This is a genomic window from Burkholderia sp. SIMBA_051 (assembly GCF_046534915.1).
Taxonomy (GTDB): domain Bacteria; phylum Pseudomonadota; class Gammaproteobacteria; order Burkholderiales; family Burkholderiaceae; genus Burkholderia; species Burkholderia ambifaria.
The window spans coordinates 1-2,936 of record NZ_JAWRXS010000028.1 but is presented as its reverse complement, the minus strand read 5'-3'; the positions used below and the strand labels follow the sequence as shown (position 1 = coordinate 2,936).

Annotated in this window: 3 protein-coding genes; 1 reads left to right on the top strand and 2 read right to left on the bottom strand. The window is 57.2% G+C overall.

Annotated features, from left to right (window positions below):
* Positions 1–254: 254 nt before the first annotated feature.
* On the top strand, positions 255–512 hold the full coding sequence (locus SB771_RS33325; RefSeq protein WP_011660836.1) for a DUF4148 domain-containing protein: 258 nt from the start codon (positions 255–257) through the stop codon (positions 510–512).
* A gap of 232 nt (positions 513–744) precedes the next feature.
* On the opposite strand, the gene cynR is transcribed toward SB771_RS33325, so the two are convergent.
* Both cynR and SB771_RS33315 read right to left on the bottom strand, forming a co-directional pair.
* Positions 745–1,632, bottom strand: a complete 888-nt coding sequence (gene cynR / locus SB771_RS33320) for a transcriptional regulator CynR (protein WP_012372076.1) — start codon at positions 1,630–1,632, stop codon at positions 745–747.
* Between the two features lie 422 nt (positions 1,633–2,054).
* Positions 2,055–2,702: a hypothetical protein gene (locus tag SB771_RS33315; protein WP_175662401.1), complete on the bottom strand. Its 648-nt coding sequence runs from the start codon at positions 2,700–2,702 to the stop codon at positions 2,055–2,057.
* Between the last annotated feature and the right edge of the window lie 234 nt (positions 2,703–2,936).

Genomic DNA, 2,936 nt, shown 5'->3' with positions numbered 1-2,936 from the left:
CGATCATCCGGGGCTGAGCGAGTTGGGGCTTTGAAGCCCGGATCGCTACAGCCGCGGTGAGCGATCAGCGCCCAACGATCTGGTTGCGAAGAACGACGGATTGTTGGGCGTGTATTGAAGTTCACTGGTACTGCTAATTTTGTCGGGCGGTGCGCGAATCTCGTCCGGTGATTCGGCTAGCAGAAATTATGAACCGCAACATCATTACAGTTAGTACTACCTAATTTATATCGAAACAAGGAAAGGGAAACATCATGAACAAGAGCATCCGTCACATTTCTTACGTCCTGTCGGCACTCACGCTGGCTGCTTCCACCACGACCGCGTTTGCTGCCTCTTCCGCAGAAGCGGCTGCACCGGGTTACCACTCCGCTGCACCGTTGATCCAGCGGAACGCGGCGCCGGAAGCCCAGCGCGCACTGACCCGCCGCGACGTGATCAACGAGCTGATCCAGGCCGAGCAGGACGGTACGCTGCAACGCCTGAACGATACGGTTTTCCACGGCTCGTGATGCCAGACCAAGCGGCTGCGACGAAGCGAGTCGTACGCCGCCTCACAAAGTGCGAGTCGCCTCGATGTGTTTATGTCCGGCGGATCGTCAGTTGCAGCATCCAATGGTCAGCAAAAGCGGGCTTCCTGTCGATGATCTCGGCAAAACGCGCTGTTGCGGGCCAATCCCCTCGCGCGGCATCAGCTTCAAAGCAAGTTACTCAACTACGCAACGACGGCGATGTCGGTGGTGGTCACGTCGGCTTTCCAAACTGCTCAGTCAGGAGTTGTAAGAACGCCCTGCTTGCCGCAGTGCGATACGCACCCTTGCGCTCTAAGACGGCAGCCGTACGCGTTGGCAGAGGGGGATCGATCGGCACGGGATGTAGGCCCTCTTGCACGCGTGCGATGTGATCAGGGAGAACCGTCGCCAGCTGCCCGCGACGCACGATCTCGACGATTGCACCGACCGTATCCACTTCGATTGCGACAAGCGGTCGAATAGCGTGACGCGCAAAATGCTCATCGATGAACCGGCGCGTCGCGAATGTGTCGTTCAGCAAGACCAGCGGCTCCTTGCCAAAGTCAGGCCCCGCGAGTGCCTTGCGGCGTGCGGCACGCGGGTGGTTGCGGCCTACCACCAGGCTCAGCGTTTCCGCGAAGAGGGGTTGGCTTTCGATGTCGACTGAAAAGGCCGGATGGAATGCGACACCGATATCAAGCCTGTCGTCTGCAAGCTGCGCCTCCATCTGATCCTGTGTGAGTTCGCGGATATCGATCCTGATGCCAGGATGCAGCTGGTGGAAGCCATCGACGACCGGCCCGACCAAGGAAGCCGTAAAGGTCGGCGTTACTGCGAAACGCAGGCTGCCCCGACTCAATTCCGCCACGTCGTGTATCGCCCTCACCCCTGCGTCAAGGTCCTGTAGCGCGAGCTTGGCATAACGCATCCACGCTTCGCCCGCGTCGGTCAGGTGCACAGTTCTGCCGGAACGGTCGAACAGCAGTGTTCCCAGGGTGTCCTCGAGCTGCCGGATCTGCTGCGACAAGGTGGGCTGCGATACATGAAGCGCCTCGGCAGCGCGCGTGAAGTTCTTCTGTTCTGCTACTGCAAGGAAGTAACGGATATGACGTAGCAGCACGGGAATTCCCTCACCTATTGGCTATCCCTATCGAATCTATCGCAAACCAGTCTTGGACGCTATTGAAATTGCATCCATCCTTCATCCATCGAATCAAGGCACGCATCCAAGCCGATCATGAGGGAGGTCGTCGATGGGTTGCGGATACGCTGAACCGGGCCGTTAGTACGCTCGCGCTGAGGGAAATTATTTTGGTTCGTAGACTTTCCTAATGATCTTCGTTCGAGCGACCATCGTGTCGGCCTTTTCTGCTTGCCATCGACCTCCCGCTCTGTGTCGTGCGGTCGCGCGCACCTTCGACCGTTCGTTTGCTCGGCGGCGAAACGCCGGGCGATGTGTTGCCCGAGTCTTACAACAGTGTTGGTCAAAACCACAGTCGTATGCCTGCCCGTTATCGTAGGTGGGTGACCGTGTCCGGCATTTCAGGATGCTGCTCCACTTGGACCGAAGACCCGAAAGTTGGAGATGGCATCAATGGAAAACGAACCAGCTTTCAGCTGATTCCACTTCTTGCGAGTTTGCACCCACTGCGCGTGCTTAAATTGTGCAGCGTTTGCTGCATCGTGAAGCGCCGGATATCCAAAGTCGTCGGCATACTCGCGAAGGGCTGCCTGTCGCTCACGCCAATTGCCGGCACCTTGGTTAGCAAACGCGATATGTTCGAGGCACATGTGAAGGACCGTTGCCGCACAGCGTTCGCTCGATGAACGGTCTCTATATGACACAACACGATCAGCAAAGAGAACTGCTGCGTTGTTCTTTTCGATCGCTTCTGCGACGTCAATGTTGAAACCTGGAATGAAATGCGCACTCAAGGCGATGACTTCTTGCTGTTCCGTCGGCAGTGAGGAGTACCAGCCAAGGAAGTGGTCGAGCGGTGATTCAATATTTTCGTTTGACATAATTGAGTCGATCGGCACCAACTCTACCGACTCGGAAGTGGAGCGCGCCGCGCAAGCAAGGCGCGACCCGTATTGCACGAGTTTGGGCGCACCAACCATAATGTCGCTGTGCGGCGTTATTTCGTTATCCTGCTGTTTTGCGATGTCTGCAAAAGCTACGCGCGACATTGAGCGGCTGTTGTGGAGACGTGCGAAAAGCCCCGTTGGCCCTTTTGGGTCCACCCTTGGATTCGAGTGAGAGAGCGAGTGGGGTCTATGGATGCTCCGTCATACCAAACTTCGGGAGGCCGTCGTCGCAGACGACTGCCTCACCGTTGCCTTCGTTTCCCCGCGTACTTCCAATCGAAGCGATACGATCAGCCCAGGTATTAGAGGCCGAGCTCCGACAAGCCGGGATGATCA